This window comes from Rossellomorea aquimaris (genome assembly GCF_020172085.1).
Taxonomy (GTDB): Bacteria; Bacillota; Bacilli; order Bacillales; family Bacillaceae_B; genus Rossellomorea; species Rossellomorea aquimaris_E.
Genome location: NZ_JAIVAT010000005.1, coordinates 62,091 through 83,474 on the forward strand (window position 1 = coordinate 62,091; position 21,384 = coordinate 83,474).

A 21,384-nucleotide genomic window follows, 5' to 3' on the forward strand; every position below is an offset into this window, starting at 1 on the left:
TATTGTTCTATTCTTTTGCCATTCTTTCTTTTAACTTATCCCTGTAAATCTTTATCTTTTCCGTAAAGTAATCGACTTCATCCTGAGCGGGTATGAATTGACCATATCTTACCCGTTCATAAATAGAAAAAAATCGTTCCGTTCCACTGAGCCCGATTCTATTGAACCACAATTGAACATTTTCATTCGGATATCTTCCTGCTTCACTCATAAGGGATTCCTCTTCCAGCTTTTCCATCGATAGGCGGATTACATCTCTTGCTTTGGAATAAGAGATACCCGCTTTTTCATCCTCTTCAACAGGAGTCAAGATTTTTTGGGTTGTCATGGTAGTAGAATGTACCTCACTATCCGACAAATAAAGGGACGCTTTTCGTTTCTTTACCAAGTAAATGATCACAAATAAGACCAATAAACCCAACAGTACCTCGTTCAACCAAGAAAAGGATAATCCTTGGCTAGGATCTAAAGCCTGACTTTGATCAATTGCTTGCTTTTGAACTTCACTTCCCGTCCCCTTTTGGGCATCATCCGAAAACATGTTCATAATCATATCTCTTAGTTTGATCAATTGTTCAAATATTGGATTCACCATGAATGAAACTAGCCAGAATCCTTTTTCCGCCCCCCAGTAGAGCACTCTGCTTCCCAAGAAGCTTACAAATGCAAGTAGGCCTCCCGCTATTGCAACTAACACCCAAAGCCCCATTGGTTTCAAAAGCACTTTTTCATTTCCTCGTTTCACATCGGTGATCATCCTTTGAATAGGGGTCAACGTGATGATCATTGAAAATAAGACAAACAACAGGCAGTAGATGATATACGTATTTTCCATATCTCTCATTGGGCCGGTTAATAATGATGCCGATGCAATAAATAAAAATATCAGTACTGATCCGCTACTCACTTCGATGGCTGCTTCATTACTCTCAATAAAAGATGTGATCCTCCAATGTAAAAAAGTCAGTATAGATAAAATCACCCACCATGAAGCAGAGAAGAAAAAGATACTAAAGCATAGAGAAAGTAAAAGAGCCACCAGCAATAGTTTTTTCATAGATTGTTTCATCATGCCAAATGCGGTAAAGGACAGTACGATGACAAAAACCATACAAAGTGCCGGAATATAACTGCTTAGGATTACGTCTTTCGGATATAGGAATGTGATGGCCAACAGGGCGAATAAAACATCAACTCCCACCAACATCCCCAATTTCACCAGGAGCATTTGTTTATGTTTGGTCAGGAAGGGACTTTCAACGAACGATTCCATAATGTGACGACTCCTTGTTTTTGTTCTATGTTCAACTTATAAACTTGTATTTTCTGTTTCTCAATATTCATTAACAAAGCTTCTTCTCTCTTCTCAATGACACCTCCTACGATAAAGACGGAAGGCACTAATTGTCGTAGATATAAATGTTTGAGTACAATATGGAAAGGTATCGTAAACTCATCTGTCGATAGAGTAGAAAGGAGCTCCATGCCCCTTTGCCTGTGAGCCCTTCCTGATCCCGGCGGGAGGTAATAATACGGTGTCCGGCCTTGGGATCTCACGTTTAACACAAGGGAGAACGAAATGTTTTGTTCAACCGCAAGCTGCATCATGAATGATGTATATTTAATCAAATCTTCCAGATGATTTGTGATGGCGTAGCGATCGGAAATATTAATGGCTATCATCCACTCTTTCTGGGTGGAAGGCGCATAGATCTTTGTTTGAAGGCTTCCAGTACGGGCCGTTGCTTTCCAATGAACGTCCTGGAACCGATCGCCTTGAATATAGTCCCTGGTACCAACTTGATGAAACACATCATGAAATAATGAATGTTGGATTGGCACATCCCCCTGTCTCCAAGTAAGCTGTTGTTCTGCCATTTTAACAGGGGAATTCGCAGGAAATACAATGATGGTCGATGGGACATGATCAAGTAAATCCAGGATTACTTTTCCGCTTCCGAATAAGTGAGGGATTTCCAACTGCATTTTAGTAACCTTGCATAAGCCCCTCCTCTTTCCCATAACCGGTATAGAAATGGTTCCTTTATCGTCTTTACGGAGCGAAAAAGGGATGGAAACTTCAATACTGTCACCCACGTCTGATGTATATGGATGCATGGTCGGAATGACAATATCTTTAAACGTGATTTTTAACGTCGCCCCCCATATGGACATCCCTTTATTCTGAATCTGAAATTCCCACTTTTGCTCCTCATCACAATGCAGCCTTATTCTTCTCATGGTTCTTCCGATGGTCACACCTTCACCAACGTTTAATAGATACCATTGATGTACCCTGAAATAAAGGATCATCAATAAAAATATGCCAAACCCAACAAAGGATTGCACATAAAAACTTGCGGATCCGACAATGACAAGAAGAACTAGAGTCATGGATATATATGGATCTTCAACTATGTCTCGTTTCCACTTCACTAAGCTTGCCCCGCTTCAACAGGTGTAATGGCCATTTGAACTATTTGTTCAATGACTTCCTCTGTTGTTCTCGTTAAGGAAGACTCTATCGTTAATTGGATGCGATGCTGCAAAACATATGGGGCAACCGCTGCAATATCCTGCGGCCTAACAAAATCCCTGCCTTCAATAAATGCCTGCGCTTGGGCAGCCTTAAGAAGTGCTAGGCTGGCACGTGGACTTGCACCTACTTCCACCCATTCATGTTCCCGTGTGCCCCTCGTAATTTGAAGGATATACGTTTCAATATCCCCTGATACGTGCACTTCTTTGACAAGTCGGGTCAGTGATTGCAGTTCATCCATTCCCATTACTTTTTTCACTGTATTCAGCGGTTCCTCCGCTTTAAAGCGGTTCAATATTCCTCTCTCTTCTTCGAAGGACGGATATGTAAACGGAATCTTCAACAAGAAGCGATCCAACTGCGCAGCCGGCAGCGGAAATGTCCCCTGCTGAGATTCAATGGGATTCTGGGTCGCCACCACGATGAAAGGGGGGGATAACGGAACGGTTTCTCCGTCTATAGTAATCTGCCTTTCTTCCATCACTTCCAGTAGACTGGCCTGGGTTCTTGGTGTGGCCCTGTTAATTTCATCTGCCAGTAAAACGTTCGTGACAACAGGTCCCGTTCTTAGTTCAAATTCTTGCGTTTTAGGATTGAAAAACTGTATACCCGTTACATCACTGGGTAACACGTCTGGTGTAAATTGAATTCTTTTGAAAGCTCCTTCAATGCATTGACTGAATGTTTTGGCGAGCAAAGTCTTACCCGTTCCCGGCACACTCTCAAGGAGAACATGTCCTTCTTGAAGTAAGGCAATCATCAAGAGGTCAATCTCTTTATCTTTTCCCACTAACACTTTATTCATTTCTTTCTTTATCAAATCCAGTCCATTCATTCTTTTTCCCCCTATTTTACATTCATTTTACAATTTGATTAAATTTTCTAACAATATCTTTTTCTTATCTTACCATAATTCTTTGTAAATTTATCCCTTTTTTATAAAAAAACCGATCACTCTGCCATATTGGTTAGTGATCGGTTTTTTCTATTATATACAACTCGTCATCCTATTCTTTTTTCCACTCCGTCAGTGTTTATAGATCATCTTCCTCGTCATCCCGCCGTCAACAACGAGATTTTCGCCGGTTATGAAATCATTATCAGGATTTGCAAGAAATAAGCACGCCCTCGCAATGTCCTCTGGCTTCCCGACCCTGCCGGACGGATGCTGTTCATGATCCATGTCTCTCAATGAGTCATAATCTTCTGTTTGGATCCATCCAGGACTGATGGAGTTGACGCGGACCCCCACCTCGCTCAGAGTGATGGCAAGTGAGTGCGTAAGACTGACAATGCCACCTTTTGTAGCCGAATAGGCTTCTGTATCCGGTTCAGACATAAAAGCCCTGGTGGAAGCCATGTTAATGATACATCCTCCACGGTCCTTCATTAACTCTGCCGCTTCCCTGCTGCAATAAAATACACTGCTTAAATTCGCTGATAAAATGCTGTTCCAATCATCAGGTTTCATATCCCAAAACGACATGAACCTGGAAACACCTGCATTATTAATCAGAACATCCACCACACCATGTTCCTCCCTGATAGTTGTGAAAGCCTTTTTCACCTCTAGAGGGTCACCTACGTTCACTTCATGAAAGCGGGCGCTATACCCTTCAGTATTGAGCTTCTTGGAAAGTGCATTCCCTCCCACTCCATCCATGTCCATAAATTCTACAATTGCACCCTGTTTGGAAAATTCTTCAACCAAGGATCTCCCTATTCCATTGGCTCCTCCTGTGATGCATACAACATTCCCTTTCACAGTACTCACTCTCCTTTGGTTCTATCAATTTCTGCTATAAAAAGGATACCCTATCCACTAGCTTCCCAATCTTCTTTAAGCAATAGAAAAAGGTTAACCCGATTGAAATTCTCTCTTAGGTAAGAAAGGCCATTTCTTATGGGTTAACCTTATATTTATTGAATGATTTTCCTTTGAACTCTTTTATTCGAATCATCGCGCTGATGAATATTGATCAAGGCATCCAGCTCTTCACTCAGTTGAATGGTTGTTGGATTGCTCAGGCCAAAACGAATTCCAGACTGAATCATCTTTGAGCGTATGACCTCAATTCGAGCGGCTATTGTACCGTTCATCAACTTCACCTCTACTTCTTTTCTCTATTTTACTATTAATTCCACATAGAGAAAAGAGAAAAGTACTCAGCTTTCATATCGTTCATGATGATTCCTATTATTTTGCGAAACGATGCTTCCCTATTGTCAGCAGTGTTTCCCTGCTTGTGATCCAGTCGCTTGTAGATGTTACTGGATTATAGAAAAATAGAGAACCTTTCCCCTGACCTCTGAATGCAAGTGCTTCTTGGACGGCATCTCTGGCTTCCTGGGAAGGAGCCTGGTTGATTTGTCCATTTTGCACTGGTGAAAAGGCATAATGTCCATTGGAAACCTGATAAATGACCTTTTTAATAGAGTCAGGGAATTCTGTAGAATCGACTCTATTCAATACGACGGTTGCCACAGCCACTTTTCCTGCATATGACTCACCATTCGCTTCTGCATGCACAAGCTTTGCCAACAGCTCACGGTCTTCAGCCGTTACGTTATTGTCAGGAATCTCTATCGTTTGACCCGGATAAAGGTCATTGGTTGTAAGATTATTTTCTTTCTTTAATTGAATGACGGATACAGATTTCTCTTTACCGATATCCCAAAGGGACTCACCTTTTTCTACGGTGTGAACTCCCTCTGCAGCAAACGTTTGAGTTGAGAATGTAACAAATGAAAGTGCTGCAATTCCTATCATAAAGCTTTTCTTAATCATTTCTCTACCTCCTAAATAGTGCTCCCCACTAAGATAACAATGAATGAGGGGATTTTCAGCAGGTAATGGTTACCACCCATTGCGAAGACTTTAATACTAACCGAACATATGTCGTCATATACTAATCTTATACAGAAGGACTCCCTGGGACTGATTCATACAATAAAACAAAAAAACAGAGGATTTCTCCCCTGCTACCTTAACTTCTAGGCGTTTCCAGATATTGAAATTGAATATTCCCGCCTTGCTGGGCGATTCCACGGAACTGTTTAAAATCATCTTGTTTTACCAGTATCGAACGAAAGGCCAGGAAATTTTCTTTCATCACCGTAATTTCTTCTATTTCTCTTGTACGCAATAATTGCAGTTGCTCAAGAATTTCTGCTTCACTCATAACCTTACTCCCTTCCTCACTAACTCTATTGTAATTTTAAATGGTAGATGAGCTCAAGTCATAATTTTCATATGTAATTGTTAGAAAACTCTTTACCTTTCCATGACTTTACGTCAAAATATTAGTAATTGTTTGTAGAATTTTGCCAAAAAGGAGCGACCTTTGATGAAAAAAGCAGAAATCGGTAATGTCATTGAATTTAGAGATGGATTAAAAGGCATCGTTGAAAAAGTGAATGAAAATTCCGTGATCGTCGATTTAACCTATATGAAGAATTATCGTGATCTTGAATTAGAAGAAAAGACGGTGGTTAATCACAAAAACTATAAAATCGTAGAAGCATAATACCGAGAACACTATTCTTCCAAGGAGGGCTCCCCCTCCTTATTCTTCTGTAAGGTTTATTGAATCACCTTTGAGGTTATTCTTATATCATACTGTTTCAAAAGGTGGAGCCTTATCATGAATATGAATATACATATCTTTAATAAAGCGCAAAAAAGCTTTTGGTTTGTGCCATTTTTATTCTCCCTTATCTCATTATTTCTCTCTCTCATCACCTTTTATTTTGATTGGTGGTTGAGTCAGCATAGCTATCCCATATTCCCTAAGGTATTATTCTCTAATTTCAACTTATCCATGACCATTATCAGTACCATTGCATCATCCATCATGACCATGACGACCATTACGTTTTCGACGATTATGGTTGTCCTTACAACATTTCTTTCCCAGTATTCACCAAGGACTTTACAAAACTTCATCAACGACCGTCCGACTCAGAGGGTGCTGGCCATCTTTGTTTCCGGAGTGGTTTACTGCATCACACTGCTCGTCCTTCTCAAAGATGAATCCGGTCAGGAATTATATATTTCCTCAGCATTTGCCGGGATTGTGGCAGTAGTATGTTTATTTGTTTTCGTCTATTTTGTACATCATGTTTCCAATTGGGTAAAGGTGAGTAACTTAATCCATAACATCACCATAAAAACGAATAAAAAAATTGATGAGAGTTACTTATTCAGAAGAAATGCCATTAATGAAGACCCTTCAACATTCAATGAGTCCTACTTTGAAGACACCGAGCCCTATAACGTGTACAGTGAGGAATCAGGGTATATGCAACAAATCGATATTGAAGGAATGATCAAGAAAGCCAGGAAGGACAAAAGCATTGTCCGGATGGTGAAAACTCCAGGCGAATACTTACTCGAAGGGACCCCTGTCATGACAGTCTGGTCCACAGAAGATGAAATAGATGCTGAAAGTTACCTGAAATTCCTTGTACTTGGCCCTGATAAAGAGCCGATGGAAGACATCGAACTTGGCATCCGGAAACTTGTAGAGATAGCCTTACGAGCGATTTCCCCTGCCATCAATGACCCGAACACGGCAAAGAATTGCATAGAAGAAATCGGGATCATCCTTTCCAAGCTTGCAAAACACAAGCTTCCAAGCTCTTATTTGACTGATGACGAAAACAATGTACGCATCATATTAGAACAGCCTACCTTTGTTGATTATTTATACAAGAGCTTTTATCAATTACGTCATTACGGGAAACAAGATATATCGATCATTACAGAAATCCTCCGTTCGTTGAGAATGATCGGTGAAAATAACAGTGGGGAAACAAAGCGCATGGTATGGACATTCAAGGACTACATCCTGGAGGGGATCGACTATGACAGCCTCCAGAACCTTGATATGCAGTACATCATGAGACATCTTGACCAACTGGCCTCTGCTTGCAGTCTGGATGATTGGGATAAGGACGAAGTGCGTAATAGATACTTTCCCGATCAATACAAAACCGAAGACTCTTATACCGATAAATCTTCATGACTGAAACAAAGAAAAACGGATGACTGTTGTCATCCGTTTTTCTTATGATTATTTATCTTTTTTCCCGTCTGTAAGTTCTTTGAACGAAGAAACCTTCCCATGAGGTTGCTGATTTTCTTTCCTTACATTCCACTTTCTCTCTTTTTCATGCTTTGATTCTGTCATGGTTCCCACTCCTTTTTGAATATATGATCATTATTAACATGGGCAGCAGACACATATTTTACTCTCCATAAAGATTATTTCTTTGGTTTCATCCAGAGAAGAATGATGAATACCAAACTCATGTAACCAAATAGTGGATAGAGATACGATAAGAGTTCGCTGTATTCGAAGAAACTTAAAGAATAGATCATCAGGAAGATACCGGTGAATGTAAAGAATGAAGGTCCCTTCCAATAATTGCTTAACTGCTTCTCGAGACCAAATACTCCACCAATGACAGACGTGAAGATTTCACCATATATGATGAGGATATAAACAAAGTAAAAACCGGAAACAAATGACTTCATCACGACGGCCATAGGAATTTGATATTGGGTCACGTTAGGAATCATCACCAGGGTGATATGACTGGATATCAAAATAAGAGTAAGAAAAAAGCCGCCGAGATATCCCCCATATTTAATCATTTCCCGATCTTTCATTTCTCCGGCAACCGGAACAAGTACCGCCTGTGCCATTGCGAGATTAAAGGCAACATACGAAAAAGGGGCAACGACGGATTTCCACCCATCTTCTGCATGAGGTATCATCAGAAAGGAGTCTAAAAAAGCAGCATGGCGCACTGAGTATACCATCAGGAACAGATTAAAAAAAATCATTAAGGGCACGACAAACGTATTCACTGCAAATAACCCTTTGATTCCGACCATCATAGTGAAAAAACCTAACGCGATAGTCAACAGAATGCCCAATTGTTTAGATAAGAGGAGCTGCTCCTGGAAAACCGCCCCGGCTCCTGAAAGCATGACAGCGGAAACACCGATCAGCATAATCATCATAACGATATTCATGATTTTGGAAAACCATTTTCCAAATAAGTACTCGTTGAATTCTTCGAAAGACTTCGCTTTGATATCATGGGATTTGAGCATGATCTTGGTCCCCATGGTAATAAATAAGTATCCGCTTAATAAAATGGCAATAAACCCGACAAAACCGAACCGGGTGAAAAACTCTACGATTTCCCTTCCCGTGGCAAAACCGGCTCCTATGACAGTTCCTACATATACGGCAGCTATCTGAAAAGATCCAGCAATTTTTTTCATCCCATCACCTCTGACACCTTCTACTTCACCTTATGTACAAGCATGGAAAATCAGAAGCAAAAGAAAATAATTCTTTAAAATTTCACCCTGTATATAAATTGATGGCAAATAAAAAGCAGCCGTATGAAATACGGCTGCCAAACTTAGCTTATAAGGATTTATCGTCGATATCATTTAACCATTGTCTAATTGGTGCAATCACTTTCTCGACTGTCCCCTCTTGGAATGGGGAGTCTAGGTTTGCAGCTTCCACTAGCGCAGTAAAGGAACGGCTCCCCCCCAGTTGACAAAGGGAAACATAATCACCCCACGCACCTTCACGATCCTTCTTCATTTTCGTCCAGAACTGAAAAGCACAGATTTGAGCCAGCGTGTAATCAATATAGTAGAAAGGTGAATTATAGATATGAGACTGACGCTGCCAGAATCCACCGTTCTCCAGGTAGGTAACATTGTCATAATCCTTGTGAGGCAAGTATACTTTTTCGATTTCCCTCCACGCAGCGTTTCGTTCAGCAGGGGTGGCCTCTGGGTTCTCATACACAAAATGTTGGAATTCATCGACAGCGACACCGTATGGAAGGAATTGCAGCGCTTCGCTCAGATGTGAAAATTGATACTTATCCGTGTCTTCCTTAAAGAAATAATTCATCCATGGCCAAGTAAAGAACTCCATACTCATGGAATGGATCTCACACGCTTCGTACGTCGGCCATATATATTCAGGAATATCGAACCCACGGCTTGAATAGACCTGGAACGCATGGCCCGCTTCGTGGGTCAACACATCGATATCTCCCGACGTACCATTAAAGTTCGAGAAAATATAAGGCGACTCTTGGTTAGCAATATAGGTGCAATATCCGCCTCCTGCTTTCCCTTTCTTCGCTTCTAAATCCATGAGGTTCTTCTCGATCATGAAATCAAAAAATTCTTTCGTTTCAGGAGAAAGTTCTTCGTACATTTTCTTTCCATTGTCGATAATCCACTGAGGATCCCCTTTAGGCGCTGCGTTTCCGGATGTGAATTTAAATCCTTCGTCATAAAACTTCATGGAGTCGACGCCGATGCGTTGTCCCTGTCTTTCTTTCAACTCTGTGGCTAGAGGGACGATATGCTCCTTCACCTGATCGCGGAATACTTTTACCATATCAGGAGTATAATCGGTTCTTGTCATACGATAGTACCCTAACTCAACGAAGTTTTTATACCCTAATGTAGTCGCAATCTCATGACGGAGTTTGACTAACTCATCGAATATACGGTCTAATTCTTCCTGATTTTCTTCGAAGAAGGATACAGTGGCAAGTGCCGCATCTTTTCTCGTGTCGCGATGTATGGATTGGGTGAATGGACCCATCTGGGCCAAGGTCCGCTCTTCACCTTCAAATGGAATCTTGGCAGAAGCCATTAGTTTTGTATACTTAGAAGACAGCTTATTTTCTTTTTGAAGCAGTGTGATGATTTCAGGAGAAAAAGTCTTGATTTCACTCTCTGCAAGAGAAAATAATTGATTCCCCCACTTTTTTTCTAAATCTTCACGATAAGGAGAATTCACCAGCTCCTGATAATATTCAGTCACCATGCCGGAAACCTCAGGCATCATATCATCGATGTATTCCTGCTCTTCTTTGTAAAAGGAATCATTGGTATCGATGGAATGTCTTATATAGCATATGTTCTGCATGGTATCGATATTTAGTCGAATCTCATTGATGTCCTTGATGGCTTCCACCTGTTCAGATACATCCGAAGCAGATTTGAACTTCTGGAGCGCCTTCTCAAAAACCGGTTTAATCTCTTCCAGATTTGGTCTTTCATATGTAAATTCTTCAAACTTCATACATTTTGCCTCCTTTTAAATTCATCCCGAACTATAGTTATTCGACCTCAAATAAGGAATTTCCTGTTAAAGTAGGATTGAATTTCGATAATGCTAATAAAACAAAAACCCCGTCTAGCGGACGGGGCAGGTTGGTGGAACTTAATAGGACAAATCTTTAATGGATAGTCCAAGCTTTTTCAGATTCTGTATCGTTTCTTCCTTTTCATCCGAAGATAAAGAAGACATCAATTCATGGATCCTCTTCTCATGATTCGGGAAAATATCATCTATTAACTCCCTGCCATCCTCCGTGATCTGAGCATAGGTCACGCGACGATCCTTCGGACATGCAACACGTTTCAGGTAACCTTTTTGTTCAAGCTTATCGACAACATACGTGATGCTTCCGGATGCTAACAGGATCTTTCCGCCTATTTGCTGCAAGGGCTGGTCTCCCTTATGATATAGTAGCTCCAGGACTGCAAATTCAGTAGGATTTAATCCATTTTCTTGAATGTTTTTGTTTATTTCTTCATTTAAGGCTTTAAAAGCTCTCGACAGGACAATGAAAAGCTTCAATGATTGTTTTGAATCCTGCAATTCTTTCATGGCATTCATTCCTTTAAAGAATATATCTCAGTTTCAAAATATTATACAAAGAAAACCTCACATTGTCAAACTAGAGAGAGATACCATACCAAACCAAAGGACGGTGCGCGCGCACCGTCCTTTGGTTGTTTGAAATAACGACAAATTCGTTTGATTGTCTAATTTTAAAAGTGGGATTAGTTGGAGATTCTTTCTCTTTTATCATGCTAAATGATGAGGGGTTCTTGTTGAGTGGTCAAGAAGCAGTGCGTTTTAATATGCTCTTGATGTATTGCCCGAAATCAAGTGATGATTCCTGTGATGCTAGTGGTACAACGTTATGTGTACACTTTTCATAGTCGTTCAAGAGCTGATCCAATTGCTGGCTGCATTTGATTGTTTCTTCTGCACAAAGCCCCAGATTCTCCCCGAGTGAAATCATTTCTGAACGTTTCTGATTGATTCTCAATAATAACCATTTTTGTTTTAAAAGACGACCCATTTCTACTAAACTCCTTTTTTAGCTCCTAGTCTATATTTAGTAAAATCGTTACTTGAGAATTATCGCAAGTATTATCAGAAAAGTAAATAGATTCGCAAAACAAGACAAAATAACTAGTAATGTATCTTTATCTGACATTTTTCGCCAAAACCAAAGGATGAAGCTGGAGTATATCTAAATATATCAATCTAAAGACGAACTACCTTTACTGATGAGTTCTATACGATCACTTGTTACACCGCTGCCTGATTACGTGCAAGATTCCGCTTTGCACTCCAAACAACAGCCGGAACCTGCTAAATGCACTAAGTCATAAAAATAAAAATCCGAACGATTTCAAAGAATCATTCGGATATTACTTTGATTATAATACTTTTGTCTCTGCTTCATCCCGATAGTAGATTAATAGATGGGAACCCAGCCTTCACGTGTAACGAAAATACGGACTGCGACTACTTTCTTATCTTCGCTTAAAGTGAAATAGTGGCGGATATTCTCTGGAACAGAGATTAAGTCTCCCGGATTAAGGTGAACCTCAAAGAAATCTCCGTCACTTCCTTGAATGATAAATACACCATGACCATTTACAATAAAACGGACTTCATCATCTGTGTGATGATGCTCTTGTTGAAAACTCTTTAGAAGCTCTTCAAGATTAGGGGTTTCTTCCGAAAGAGAAATGATATCCCATGCCTGATATCCCCTTCTCTCCGAAATGTCTTCTATTTCTTCTTTGAATGTAAACAGAATGTGTTCCTTATCACCTTCCGTCAATACATATTGCTCTTGAAGACTCTTGTCCAGCTTTCCGATATCCCACTGTTCATATACTACTCCTTGTTCTCTTAAATAGCGTACTACCTCCTCTTGATCTTCTATCACTTGGTTTTTACCTTGGATTTTGATCGTTGTCATGATCTGATTCCTCCTTTAGTTATGGATTTTAGTATTCGTTACAGATAAAAGAGCAAGTTGGTATTGAAACAAAAACTCACAAGCTTCTAATAGTTTTTTGGCTTCAAAACCGGTTCGTCCCCATACAGTAATCCCGTGATTTCGAATGAGCACCGCCCCTTTATCCTCTTTAATGTGGGGTTGAAATGCATCTGCTAAAGTGGGGATATGTGCATGATTTTGAATGATTGGAATCGCAAGTGAATCATGTTCCCCCCATTTATCCCAAGCTTTAATCAGTTCCTGATTTTTCAATAAAACAACACCTTCATCCCCGTATATCTCACTGATTACGTTATTTGCCACAGTATGAACATGCAGGCTGCAGCCTGCTTTACTTTCTGTGAACACATGACGATGCAGGAGCGTTTCGGCTGATGGACGCAATGGTGTATCTTCAATCGCATCACCACGTGCATTTACAAGGAGGAAGTCTTCTTTCGTGTGTTTTCTTTTATCCTTGCCGCTTGCCGTAACCAGGAAAGTAACGGGGGAAGAACCTACACGTATGGCAAGGTTTCCACTTGTTCCCATAAACCAGTCCCTGTCTGCTAATTCTCTTTTTATTTCAGCAAGTTCTTCCCATTGTTCCTGATAGTTCACGTGATCACTCCTTCTTTTTCCAGGGCTTCGATGCAGTCATGAAAGGTTTCAAAGGAAATGAAAGGTATTCCATCTTCTTTGCATTTTTGTGCAAGATAGTCCCTGGCTATCACCATATCCCCCTGCTTGGCCAATTCAAGATCTGTGACCGAATCACCGATCACGATGACACTGGCTCCTTCAGGTTTTGATAACGTTCTAAGGATGGAGGGTTTACAGCATCCACACCCCTTACTTCCACATTGTTCATCACAGGGATACGGCCATCGGATGGAAATCGTCGTTTCACTGAAGCTTGCTTCATTGCAAAAGACCTCTTGAAACGGACCATATGCTTCTAATATAGGATGAATAAAGAAATCGATTCCACCGCTTACAATGTACAGGGAAATCCGATTCTCTATCGTATATTCGACAAATTCCTTAAAGCCTTTACGTATAACCGCTGTATTTCTTAAATACTGGATCATTTCGTCCTTCATTGAGGAAGGAATAAGAGAGAATAATTGGGTGACTCCTTCTTTTATAGAAAGTGAGCGTTCTAAAACCGCATCCTTAATTGGTTCCCATTCCGGAGGGGCGAAATGCTTCATCAACGAAATGATATTATCGGTTTCTGTAATGGTCCCGTCAAAATCACAGAGAATAATCGGACGCGTCACTATACCTTTACCTCCTCTCCCCACAGAGACAGTGCTTTCCTGAGTTCACTTTGAGTTTCTGCTGCTTCTCTAAGATTCACTCCTTCTAATACGGCATCAATCGCCTGCAAGAATGCTTTCCCCCCACCGATTGCCCCATCAGGATGCCCATGGATGCCACCTCCGGCATTAATGACACAGTCAAACCCAAAGTCTTTCACCAATAGTGGTACAAGAGCAGGGTGAATCCCCGCTGATGGCACTGGCAACACCTTTTTGAAAAATGCATCTTCCTTGGTCAACTCTTCGCTGACGGATAATACTTGATCCTTATTCAGGGCGACGCTCCCATATGGAGACGGAAATAAAGAAAAATCAGCCCCTGTCATTCGGAGAAATTTACCCACCCATAGTGAATATCCAACTCCATATGATGGGGATGCAGCCACAGCCCCTGCAAATGCAGGGTGGGCCATGATGGGAAGAGAGATTCCGGGATCTTCTCTCAGTTCCTGAAGGACGTCGAGACCATAAGAGAAAACATTGAATAATAGAGCATCGGCACCAAGTTCACGGGCTCTCTTTGCTTTTTCCTTTAATTCAGAAGTCCTCCCTGAAAGATTTACGGCATACAGCGTTCTCTTACCGGTTTCTTCATACACTTCTTGTAATACTCTCTTTCCTGTCCTGATTCTCTCAATAAAGGGGGTAAGCGGGTTATCAAAAAGAATCTCATCGTCTTTTACAACATCCACGCCACCCATGGCCTGAGCTTTCAACTGATTTTCCAAATAGGTAAGATCCCTTCCGATTACCCCTTTAAAGATACTCATCAGCAACGGCCTTTCCTTTACACCTGTTAACTCCCTTATTCCATCAATCCCAAACCGTGGTCCAGGATAATTCTTTTTAAGATCAGCGGAAAACTCTAAGTCTACTAATTTCACTTCACCATCTAAAGAAAGCTTTCCAAAAACGGTTGTAAGGACAGCAGGCAAATCGTTTGAAAAATTATGACCTGGATAACCGATCTTCACCAAACCGGCCGCACCATCTTTACTCTCTCTGATGGATACTACTCTCCCCTTGTACTTCTGTAATTGTTCTTGTTCCAGTGTAGGCAAGTCCGTCCACGAACCAACTGTTAATCCCAGGGCAATTCCTTCAGCCTTTTTTTCAAACGTTCCTGTTTTCCCCTTTATTTTATAAGTTGCTATCACTTCACTCATTGTCGTTCATCCTCCTTACAGAATACTCCTATCATTCTTTACAAAACAAAAAACCTCTTCCTGATAAGAAGAGGTTTGCCATTATCACTCTTTCTTATCTGTCAGCTCATTAGCTGCAAGAATTAGCACCGTGCTTGAAAAAGTCGGTTGCCGGGCTTCATAGGGCTGGTCCCTCCGCCTGCTCTTGATAAGAATCTAATTTTTTTATTTAATTCAGTTGGATTATTGCACCATTTCCCGCTGATGTCAATCCCTTTTGTGAAATAATTCTAAATTTTCTATACGGGAAATGGCTTCTTTTATGCGTTCGTTTGTGGTTAACAGCCCGACTCGGACGTACCCTTCCCCGTATTCTCCAAATCCTACGCCTGGTGCCACAGCAACATTGATTTTCTCGAGTAAATAGGTTGAAAACTCAACGGATGTGAATCCTTCCGGCACTTTCAGCCATGCAAAGAAAGAACCTTGTGGGGCTTTAACATCCCACCCTATTTCCTCCAGTCCTGAAATTAATAGATTCCTTCTATCTTCGTATGTAGCAACCAGATCGGTAACGCAATCCTGTGGACTTAATAAAGCCGTGGTTGCTGCTTCCTGAATGGCCCCGAACAGACTGACGTAAAGGTGATCCTGCAGGAGGTTGATCGCCTCTATGACACTCTTATTCCCCACAGCAAATCCGACTCTCCAACCGGCCATATTATATGTCTTCGAAAGTGTATAAATCTCGATCCCGACATCCTTTGCGCCTTTCGTTTCCAGAAAACTTATAGGCTTCTGTCCATCGAAACCAATTGCCCCATAGGCGAAGTCGTGCACTACACAAATATCATGCTGTGCAGCAAGTTCCACTGTTTCTTCGAAAAACTGTGATGTAGCGGTTGCACCGGTAGGATTATTGGGATAGTTGAGGAACATTACTTTGGCGTTTTCTAATTCCTCCGGGGAATAATCACTATAATCAGGCAAAAATCCATTCTCTTCTTTTAACGGCATTGTGACCATTTTCGCTTCAGCCAATGCAACCCCTGATAGATAATCCGGATACCCTGGATCGGGTACCAAAACACCATCGCCAGGGTTTAATAAACATTGCGGGATCTCAACTAATCCGGCTTTCCCTCCGAACAGGACGGCCACTTCTGTTTCAGGATTGATTTCTACCCCATATTCACGGAGGTAGAAAGCTGAAATCGCCTCTTTAAAGGATGTCAAGCCTCGAAATGGCGGATACTTATGATTGGCCGGCGAAGAAGCAGCTTCTTTCAGTTTATCCACAATATGCGGAGGCGTCGGTTGATCCGGATTTCCCTGCCCAAGATTAATGACGTCATGCCCCTTATTTACGACAGCATTCACTGTACCTGCTAGGGACGCAAAAAATTGTTGAGGCAACATTTCTAAACGTGATGCCTTTTTAAAGTTTTTCATTCATTCACCTACTCATTTTTTGAAAATTTATTACTTTCAAATTCTAGTCACAAATGATATAACGGAACATAAAGAATGTAAAGGAATAAATGCCAAATCGTACATAAAGAGGTGAAGAAAATGATTCATAAGATTGGTCTCGCCCAGATGGATATTGCATTTGGGAAACCTGAAGAAAATATGGAAAAAGTCGAACAGTGGGTCAGAAAAGCAAAGGTAGATGGTTGCACTACGGTTGTACTTCCTGAACTGTGGACGACTGGCTATGATCTAACACGGATGGATGAGATCGCAGATGAAGGAGCAGAAGACTCCTCCACCTTCCTGACTTCCCTTTCAAAGAAATACTCCATCCACATCATAGGTGGTTCTGTAGCAAATAAATCAATGGACGGAATCAGAAATACACTTATAGCAGTCGATTCAAAGGGTATACTCGTAAAACAGTATTCTAAGCTTCATTTGTTTAAATTAATGGATGAGCATCACTATTTACTTCCTGGACAGGAGGACGGGATGTTCTCACTGGAAGAGACAAAGATGGCTGGTCTCATCTGTTACGATATCCGTTTTCCTGAATGGTTCAGAAAGCATGTATTGCTTGGAGCAAAAGTTGTTTTTGTCGTTGCTGAATGGCCAAGTGCAAGGATCGATCACTGGCAAACTCTCCTAAAGGCAAGGGCGATTGAAAATCAATGTTTCGTCATTGCCTGCAACCGGGTGGGCAGTGATCCAAATAATGAATTTGGCGGCTGTTCACTCATTATTGATCCATGGGGTGAAATACTCGCTAAAGGAACTCAAACGGAAGAACTGGTCTCAGCTGAAATCAATTTACAAGAAGTAGAAAAAGTCCGCAAACAAATTCCGATCTTTCAAGATCGAAGACCAGAATATTATTAAGTCAATGATAAAAAATTTGTTGACATGGAAAATGCTTCAATGGTACCATTCAATTCAAATGATTCCGAAAATTAACTAAATAGCGTACGCAACTCTTATCAAGAGCTGGCTGAGGGATTTGGCCCTATGAAGCCCAGCAACCGACCATAATACCGTTGTAAGACGGGGCGCTGTATGCGCCGGATTAATTGATCCAGTAAGGCACGGTGCTAATTCCAACAGAAAGACTATCTTTCTGAGAGATAAGAGGTGACGAAGATCAATCTTCAAGCCTCTTTCGAACATGGAAAGAGGCTTTTCTCATGCCATGGAAAAGCCTCCGTAAACCGTTTTTAAAAGGAGGAATGAAAATGGCAATAACAGAACTCAATTCGTATCAACCACTTACTGAACAGTCGGCCACCCAACTGGCCATTTCTTTAAAAATCTTTGCAGACGGCTCCCAATTATCATGTCAGGAAATTGGAGATGGAAACCTGAATTTGGTTTTTCGTGTAGTGGAAAGGGATACAGGGAAAGGAATCATCATCAAACAAGCTCTCCCCTATGCTAAAGTGGTCGGGGAAAGCTGGCCACTGACAATCGAGAGGGCGAGAATTGAAGCACGTGCCCTCATGCTTCAGCGTTCCTTTGTAGGCGACCTTGTACCCGATGTGTTTTATTCGGATCCATTGCTTGCCATTACAGTGATGGAGGATTTAAGTCATCTGACCATCGCACGCGCCGGTCTAATTAAAGGAAATGTATACCCCCGATTATCAAAGGATATTGGTACATTTCTCGCAAATACATTGTATTTCACTTCTGATTATGCCCTACATCCCTTTAAGAAAAAAGAATATGTGAAGGAGTTTTCAAATCCTGAATTGTGCAAAATTACAGAAGACCTGGTTTTCACGGATCCTTTTTTTAATAGTGAAACCAATGATTTTGAGGAAGAACTTTTACCCGATGTACAGCAATTATGGGATGATTTCAATGTAAAACTCGAAGTAGCAAAACTTAAGAAAAGCTTCCTAACCGAAGGTGAAGCCCTTCTGCACGGGGACCTTCATACAGGCAGTATTTTTGTGGATGACCAGCAAACAAAAGTCATTGATCCTGAATTTGCTTTCTATGGACCGATTGGGTTTGATATCGGTCAATTTATGGCAAACCTTATATTTCAAGTCATCTCAAATCCTGATGACAAGGAAACCATCCTGCAACATTTGAAAGATACTTGGATTATCTTTTCCACCACGTTTTCAAGACACTGGAAAGAAAGTGGTGACGCCTACACGAAGGTACAGGGTTACCTTGAATTTGTTCTTGAGAAAAGCTTTCAAGACAGCATAGGCTTTGCAGGATGTGAATGCATCAGAAGGACAATCGGACTTGCACATGTGGATGACCTCGACGGCATTGAAGATAAAGAACGGAGACTACAGGCTAAGCGCATATGTTTAAATCTCGGAAAGCAACTCATTGTAAATCGTAAAGACATTCATTCAATAGATGATTTATTGACTCTAATAAAGGCACATTCGTAAATGTTAAAGGAGGTACTCATGACACATACACTTTCCATACCCACTTCACTCGAGTGGCATGAAGATCATTTACTGATCCTTAATCAGCAAAAGCTGCCGAATGTTGTGGAATATCTTAAACTTACCACCATCACAGAATATTTCGATGCGATCATTTCGCTCAAAGTGAGGGGGGCACCTGCCATCGGGATTACTGCGGCTTACGGATTGGCTCAGGCAGCAAGCCAATACGAAACGGATAACCTGGCAGAATTCAAAGATTATTTCTACCGAGATAAACAATACCTCTCTGATTCGAGGCCGACTGCCGTTAACCTTGTCTGGGCTTTGAATCGGCTGGAATATGCTCTCGAACAGGTTCGATCCACAAATGAAGCAAGAACCAACCTGCTCCACTCGGCCATCCAGATCCATGCTGAGGACGAAGAAGTATGCAGAATGATTGGTGAATATGGTCTTGGCTTATTGGGTGATAAGCGTAAGGTTATGACTATCTGTAATGCAGGCTCGATCGCAACAAGTAAGTATGGAACAGCACTTGCCCCCTTTCATTTAGGACGAGAAAGGGGGCTAGGATTTCAAGTATTCGCCTGTGAGACACGCCCAGTGCTTCAAGGTGCACGCCTCACCGCATGGGAGCTCCAGCAATCAGGGGTGGATGTGACTCTGATAACAGACAGTATGGCTGCCCATACCATAAAGGAGAAAGGAATCGAGGCGGTGATTGTCGGTGCAGACCGAATATCATTGAATGGGGATACAGCGAATAAAATAGGGACGTCTATGCTTGCAATCGTGTGCAACCATTACAAGATTCCATTTTACGTGGCTGCCCCATCATCCACATTCGATTTAAACTCCAGAACCGGGGAGGATATACCGATAGAAGAAAGGTCACCTGAGGAAATCACGAAGATATCCGGTTCTTTAATCGCTCCAGATGACATTCCGGTTTATAACCCGGCTTTTGATGTGACTCCTCATGAATTGATTACTGGCATCATCACTGAAAAGGGTGTGCTATTTCAAAACTTTGAGAAAAGCATTCAACAAATCTTAAATGGTAAATAACGAAGAAAAGAGAAGGATTTTCCCCTCCTCTTTTCTCTATCAATCAACTTAATTTTGTCGATCCCCACATCTCCTTTGGATTCACCTCATAAATGCCATTCTCCCTATACATGAACTGGTGAATGATGAATTCCCTCCTTATGGTGGCAAAATCATCATGGTATTGTTGAATATATTCATTCAAGTCTTTTTCCTTATATTTTTCTCCCACTTTTAATCCTTCCACCATATGTTCAAGAATGAATAATTTTTTCTTTTGTTGAGATGGAATATTCTTGATACGTCCACTTTTTTCGAGAAAATTATTTTTCACTTTCTGCTTTTCTTTCATTAATTTTTCCGACAACTCTCTTTCCCCTTTCTCTTCATGAGCAAAATGGCTGATCACCTGTCCGTGATGTTGTAATACTTTTCTATTCAAATAGTAGTAAACCGTGTTTTTCTCCCGTCGTGAATACACTAGATTGCATTCTTTCAATTTTGTCAGATGATGGGAGATGGTGGGCGCAGTGAGTCCCAGCTTCCCGGCAATGGCACCAACGTGCAATCTTCCATCTGCAAGTAAATACATCACTTTGATACGTGTCGGATCTCCCATCGTTTTATGAAATGCTACCTGCTTACTTAGTTGCAATCAATTCCACCCTTTCCACTTCGATCCTCATCTAATTAGATAATAGTCTAAATAGAATGGTAAATCAAGTATTTTTCAGAATTCTTTGTCAGTAAACTGTTGAAAGCGTAATTTTCATAGGTAATAGAAATAAAACAGGCAGTCTCCTTTAGGAAACTGCCTGATCGATCTTATCTTTCTAATGACAATAAGGTTTCTTTCTTGTCGACTTGTTTACCTGCATAACCTGTCAGCGTTTTATTTTTCCCTATGACCCGGTGACAGGGGATGATAACGGGAAAGCGGTTGGCTTTATTTGCCTGCCCTACTGCTCGCACTGCTTTCGGCCGTTGAATGGCATGTGCTAGATCTTGATAGGACCATGTTTGCCCATATGGAATTTCCAGAAGAGCATTCCATACTTCTATTTGAAAAGCTGTACCATCTAATTTAAGAGGAAGATCGAATTCTCTCCTCTCCCCATTAAAAAATTCGTCAAGCTGCTCTTTCGCCTTCATTAAAATGGGATGATCCGTTTCGCTCGTCACTCTTTCATCAACAAACTGTACAGACAGCAAATGAATATGATCCGCTGATAGCTTTAGATTTCCAATGGGACTCTCTACCGTAATTGTATGAATGGACATTTTGTAGA

Annotated in this window: 24 protein-coding genes and 2 riboswitches; of the genes, 5 read left to right on the forward strand and 19 right to left on the reverse strand. The window is 41.1% G+C overall.

What is annotated here, in order from left to right; genetic code table 11:
• Nucleotides 1-7: 7 nt before the first annotated feature.
• From LCL96_RS10550 to LCL96_RS10580, 7 genes are all read right to left on the reverse strand, one after another.
• Complete coding sequence (locus tag LCL96_RS10550) at nucleotides 8-1,273, reverse strand: hypothetical protein (RefSeq protein WP_224941439.1); 1,266 nt, start codon at nucleotides 1,271-1,273, stop codon at nucleotides 8-10.
• Nucleotides 1,243-2,436, reverse strand: coding sequence for a DUF58 domain-containing protein (locus LCL96_RS23600; RefSeq protein WP_224941440.1), 1,194 nt, complete (start codon nucleotides 2,434-2,436; stop codon nucleotides 1,243-1,245). The genes LCL96_RS10550 and LCL96_RS23600 overlap by 31 nt, the downstream gene beginning before the upstream one ends.
• On the reverse strand, nucleotides 2,436-3,374 hold the full coding sequence (locus tag LCL96_RS10560; protein ID WP_224941441.1) for an AAA family ATPase: 939 nt from the start codon (nucleotides 3,372-3,374) through the stop codon (nucleotides 2,436-2,438). Before LCL96_RS10560 ends, LCL96_RS23600 begins: the two co-directional genes overlap by 1 nt.
• 192 nt (nucleotides 3,375-3,566) lie before the next feature.
• The gene (locus LCL96_RS10565) at nucleotides 3,567-4,304 is read right to left on the reverse strand and encodes an SDR family NAD(P)-dependent oxidoreductase (protein WP_318246418.1); all 738 of its coding nucleotides are present in this window, start codon (nucleotides 4,302-4,304) and stop codon (nucleotides 3,567-3,569) included.
• Nucleotides 4,305-4,459: 155 nt separating this feature from the next.
• Nucleotides 4,460-4,639: an aspartyl-phosphate phosphatase Spo0E family protein gene (locus tag LCL96_RS10570; protein WP_224941443.1), complete on the reverse strand. Its 180-nt coding sequence runs from the start codon at nucleotides 4,637-4,639 to the stop codon at nucleotides 4,460-4,462.
• A 97-nt stretch (nucleotides 4,640-4,736) separates the two neighbouring features.
• Nucleotides 4,737-5,327, reverse strand: coding sequence for a cell wall hydrolase (locus LCL96_RS10575; RefSeq protein ID WP_224941444.1), 591 nt, complete (start codon nucleotides 5,325-5,327; stop codon nucleotides 4,737-4,739).
• 199 nt (nucleotides 5,328-5,526) lie between these two features.
• Nucleotides 5,527-5,721, reverse strand: coding sequence for a hypothetical protein (locus LCL96_RS10580; RefSeq protein WP_224941445.1), 195 nt, complete (start codon nucleotides 5,719-5,721; stop codon nucleotides 5,527-5,529).
• 165 nt (nucleotides 5,722-5,886) lie between these two features.
• Between LCL96_RS10580 and LCL96_RS10585 the strand changes: the two genes are divergently transcribed.
• A complete protein-coding gene (locus LCL96_RS10585) occupies nucleotides 5,887-6,066 on the forward strand; it encodes a YkvS family protein (RefSeq protein WP_224941446.1) in 180 nt (59 codons plus the stop codon).
• A 117-nt stretch (nucleotides 6,067-6,183) separates the two neighbouring features.
• A complete protein-coding gene (locus tag LCL96_RS10590; RefSeq protein ID WP_224941447.1) occupies nucleotides 6,184-7,566 on the forward strand; it encodes a DUF2254 domain-containing protein in 1,383 nt (460 codons plus the stop codon).
• Between the two features lie 48 nt (nucleotides 7,567-7,614).
• On the opposite strand, the gene LCL96_RS10595 is transcribed toward LCL96_RS10590, so the two are convergent.
• From LCL96_RS10595 to LCL96_RS10640, 10 genes are all read right to left on the reverse strand, one after another.
• Nucleotides 7,615-7,731: a DUF6254 family protein gene (locus LCL96_RS10595; protein WP_224941448.1), complete on the reverse strand. Its 117-nt coding sequence runs from the start codon at nucleotides 7,729-7,731 to the stop codon at nucleotides 7,615-7,617.
• 74 nt (nucleotides 7,732-7,805) lie between these two features.
• Entirely contained in the window at nucleotides 7,806-8,837 is a 1,032-nt protein-coding gene (locus LCL96_RS10600; RefSeq protein WP_224941449.1) for a GerAB/ArcD/ProY family transporter, read from the reverse strand.
• Nucleotides 8,838-8,985: 148 nt separating this feature from the next.
• Entirely contained in the window at nucleotides 8,986-10,680 is a 1,695-nt protein-coding gene (locus tag LCL96_RS10605; RefSeq protein WP_224941450.1) for a M3 family oligoendopeptidase, read from the reverse strand.
• A 141-nt stretch (nucleotides 10,681-10,821) separates the two neighbouring features.
• Nucleotides 10,822-11,280, reverse strand: a complete 459-nt coding sequence (locus tag LCL96_RS10610; protein ID WP_224941451.1) for a MarR family winged helix-turn-helix transcriptional regulator — start codon at nucleotides 11,278-11,280, stop codon at nucleotides 10,822-10,824.
• 226 nt (nucleotides 11,281-11,506) lie between these two features.
• Nucleotides 11,507-11,752, reverse strand: coding sequence for an aspartyl-phosphate phosphatase Spo0E family protein (locus tag LCL96_RS10615; protein WP_224941452.1), 246 nt, complete (start codon nucleotides 11,750-11,752; stop codon nucleotides 11,507-11,509).
• Between the two features lie 402 nt (nucleotides 11,753-12,154).
• Nucleotides 12,155-12,667 (reverse strand): 1,2-dihydroxy-3-keto-5-methylthiopentene dioxygenase, encoded by a 513-nt coding sequence (locus tag LCL96_RS10620; RefSeq protein ID WP_224941453.1) that lies wholly within the window; start codon nucleotides 12,665-12,667, stop codon nucleotides 12,155-12,157.
• 15 nt (nucleotides 12,668-12,682) lie between these two features.
• Nucleotides 12,683-13,309, reverse strand: coding sequence for a methylthioribulose 1-phosphate dehydratase (locus tag LCL96_RS10625; protein ID WP_224941454.1), 627 nt, complete (start codon nucleotides 13,307-13,309; stop codon nucleotides 12,683-12,685).
• Nucleotides 13,306-13,971, reverse strand: coding sequence for a 2-hydroxy-3-keto-5-methylthiopentenyl-1-phosphate phosphatase (locus LCL96_RS10630; protein ID WP_224941455.1), 666 nt, complete (start codon nucleotides 13,969-13,971; stop codon nucleotides 13,306-13,308). The genes LCL96_RS10625 and LCL96_RS10630 overlap by 4 nt, the downstream gene beginning before the upstream one ends.
• On the reverse strand, nucleotides 13,971-15,179 hold the full coding sequence (locus LCL96_RS10635) for a 2,3-diketo-5-methylthiopentyl-1-phosphate enolase (RefSeq protein WP_224941456.1): 1,209 nt from the start codon (nucleotides 15,177-15,179) through the stop codon (nucleotides 13,971-13,973). The genes LCL96_RS10630 and LCL96_RS10635 overlap by 1 nt, the downstream gene beginning before the upstream one ends.
• 91 nt (nucleotides 15,180-15,270) lie before the next feature.
• Nucleotides 15,271-15,373: riboswitch (SAM riboswitch) on the reverse strand.
• A 52-nt stretch (nucleotides 15,374-15,425) separates the two neighbouring features.
• Nucleotides 15,426-16,610, reverse strand: a complete 1,185-nt coding sequence (locus LCL96_RS10640; RefSeq protein WP_224941457.1) for a pyridoxal phosphate-dependent aminotransferase — start codon at nucleotides 16,608-16,610, stop codon at nucleotides 15,426-15,428.
• A gap of 120 nt (nucleotides 16,611-16,730) precedes the next feature.
• Between LCL96_RS10640 and LCL96_RS10645 the strand changes: the two genes are divergently transcribed.
• From LCL96_RS10645 to mtnA, 3 genes are all read left to right on the forward strand, one after another.
• On the forward strand, nucleotides 16,731-17,513 hold the full coding sequence (locus LCL96_RS10645; protein WP_224941458.1) for a carbon-nitrogen family hydrolase: 783 nt from the start codon (nucleotides 16,731-16,733) through the stop codon (nucleotides 17,511-17,513).
• A 92-nt stretch (nucleotides 17,514-17,605) separates the two neighbouring features.
• Nucleotides 17,606-17,762, forward strand: a riboswitch (SAM riboswitch).
• Nucleotides 17,763-17,863: 101 nt separating this feature from the next.
• Nucleotides 17,864-19,045 (forward strand): S-methyl-5-thioribose kinase, encoded by a 1,182-nt coding sequence (mtnK, locus tag LCL96_RS10650; RefSeq protein WP_224941459.1) that lies wholly within the window; start codon nucleotides 17,864-17,866, stop codon nucleotides 19,043-19,045.
• A gap of 18 nt (nucleotides 19,046-19,063) precedes the next feature.
• The gene (gene mtnA / locus LCL96_RS10655; RefSeq protein ID WP_224941460.1) at nucleotides 19,064-20,116 is read left to right on the forward strand and encodes an S-methyl-5-thioribose-1-phosphate isomerase; all 1,053 of its coding nucleotides are present in this window, start codon (nucleotides 19,064-19,066) and stop codon (nucleotides 20,114-20,116) included.
• Nucleotides 20,117-20,159: 43 nt separating this feature from the next.
• Here the strand turns inward: mtnA and LCL96_RS10660 are convergent, their stop codons facing one another.
• Together LCL96_RS10660 and LCL96_RS10665 are read right to left on the reverse strand one after the other, a co-directional pair.
• Nucleotides 20,160-20,750: a metalloregulator ArsR/SmtB family transcription factor gene (locus LCL96_RS10660; RefSeq protein ID WP_224941461.1), complete on the reverse strand. Its 591-nt coding sequence runs from the start codon at nucleotides 20,748-20,750 to the stop codon at nucleotides 20,160-20,162.
• Between the two features lie 170 nt (nucleotides 20,751-20,920).
• Nucleotides 20,921-21,376 carry a methylated-DNA--[protein]-cysteine S-methyltransferase gene (locus LCL96_RS10665; RefSeq protein ID WP_224941462.1) on the reverse strand — a complete coding sequence of 152 codons (456 nt, stop codon included), beginning with the start codon at nucleotides 21,374-21,376 and terminating at the stop codon, nucleotides 20,921-20,923.
• Between the last annotated feature and the right edge of the window lie 8 nt (nucleotides 21,377-21,384).